The following is a 773-nucleotide window of genomic DNA, read 5'->3' as shown; positions in this document are numbered from 1 at the left end:
GATGAGCGTGTCGCCGTCGCTGATATGAACGGCCTTGCCTTGCAAGGTCTTAGCGACGGAGGGCAGGGGAAATGCTGTTACAGCCAGCGCCAGCAACAAGGTGATTATTTTTGCTTGCATACGCTGCCAGCGAGGGTAGTTCCAATCGATGTGTGGCCCCACCGGAACGTGTGAGTGTTTTTCAATGTTCAGTACCAGAGGCTGTTTGGATAGGGAGGCAACAATGAACAACCGCTTTCGGTGTTGAGGCACTTCGTGATCCGCGGCATCAATCATGTGAGGGGATAGCGTATAGCCTAAAGTGCTCATGGCCATGTGCCATGCCGGATAGAGCGCCCAGTCTTGGAACTCCGGAACATTCTCTATCACCACAAATGGTGGACGATGGTGCTCAACCGCAGATACTACCGCCCAGGCGGTGGAGCGGCTTGCGTCGTGGTGGGGCGATCTTTGCCGCGAGCGTGGCTATGACCTTGACACGATGGTGATGCCAACATGACATCGTGTTCAGGAACCTGCGACCAATCCGCCTGGTGCAGGTCCTGACATACATGAACAGCGTCGGGGTGGTTGGCTTTATGAATGATGACAGCAGAACGCCAGTGGTTGGCGGCCCACACTACGCGGGCACCAGCCATGGTTGCACCGGTAGAAAAGCCGCCTGCGCCAGCAAATAAATCAATCACGCGCATTAAAATCTCCTATTACCGTCCGATTTTCACAGCCTCGGCTCTGAATGGCTGTTATAGTGTACCATGTTCCGTGTACCATAA

The 773-nt window shown here is 54.3% G+C and carries 2 protein-coding genes and 1 pseudogene; 1 reads left to right on the top strand and 2 read right to left on the bottom strand.

Annotated elements, in window-relative coordinates; genetic code table 11:
* A pseudogene (locus tag ACOCD2_RS23450) lies at positions 1 to 375 on the bottom strand (DNA cytosine methyltransferase); the annotation flags it as partial.
* Positions 376 to 404: 29 nt separating this feature from the next.
* Positions 405 to 638 carry a DNA cytosine methyltransferase gene (locus tag ACOCD2_RS23445; RefSeq protein ID WP_305800785.1) on the bottom strand — a complete coding sequence of 78 codons (234 nt, stop codon included), beginning with the start codon at positions 636 to 638 and terminating at the stop codon, positions 405 to 407.
* Between ACOCD2_RS23445 and ACOCD2_RS23440 the strand changes: the two genes are divergently transcribed.
* Positions 583 to 773 (top strand): hypothetical protein (locus ACOCD2_RS23440; protein WP_293650677.1); only part of this gene is annotated, 191 nt, incomplete at its 3' end. The genes ACOCD2_RS23445 and ACOCD2_RS23440 overlap by 56 nt on opposite strands.

Source organism: Thiolapillus sp. (assembly GCF_048562965.1).
GTDB lineage: Bacteria > Pseudomonadota > Gammaproteobacteria > Chromatiales > Chromatiaceae > Thiolapillus > Thiolapillus brandeum_A.
The sequence above is the reverse complement of the archived record's forward strand: the minus strand, read 5'-3'. Positions and strand labels throughout refer to the sequence as shown.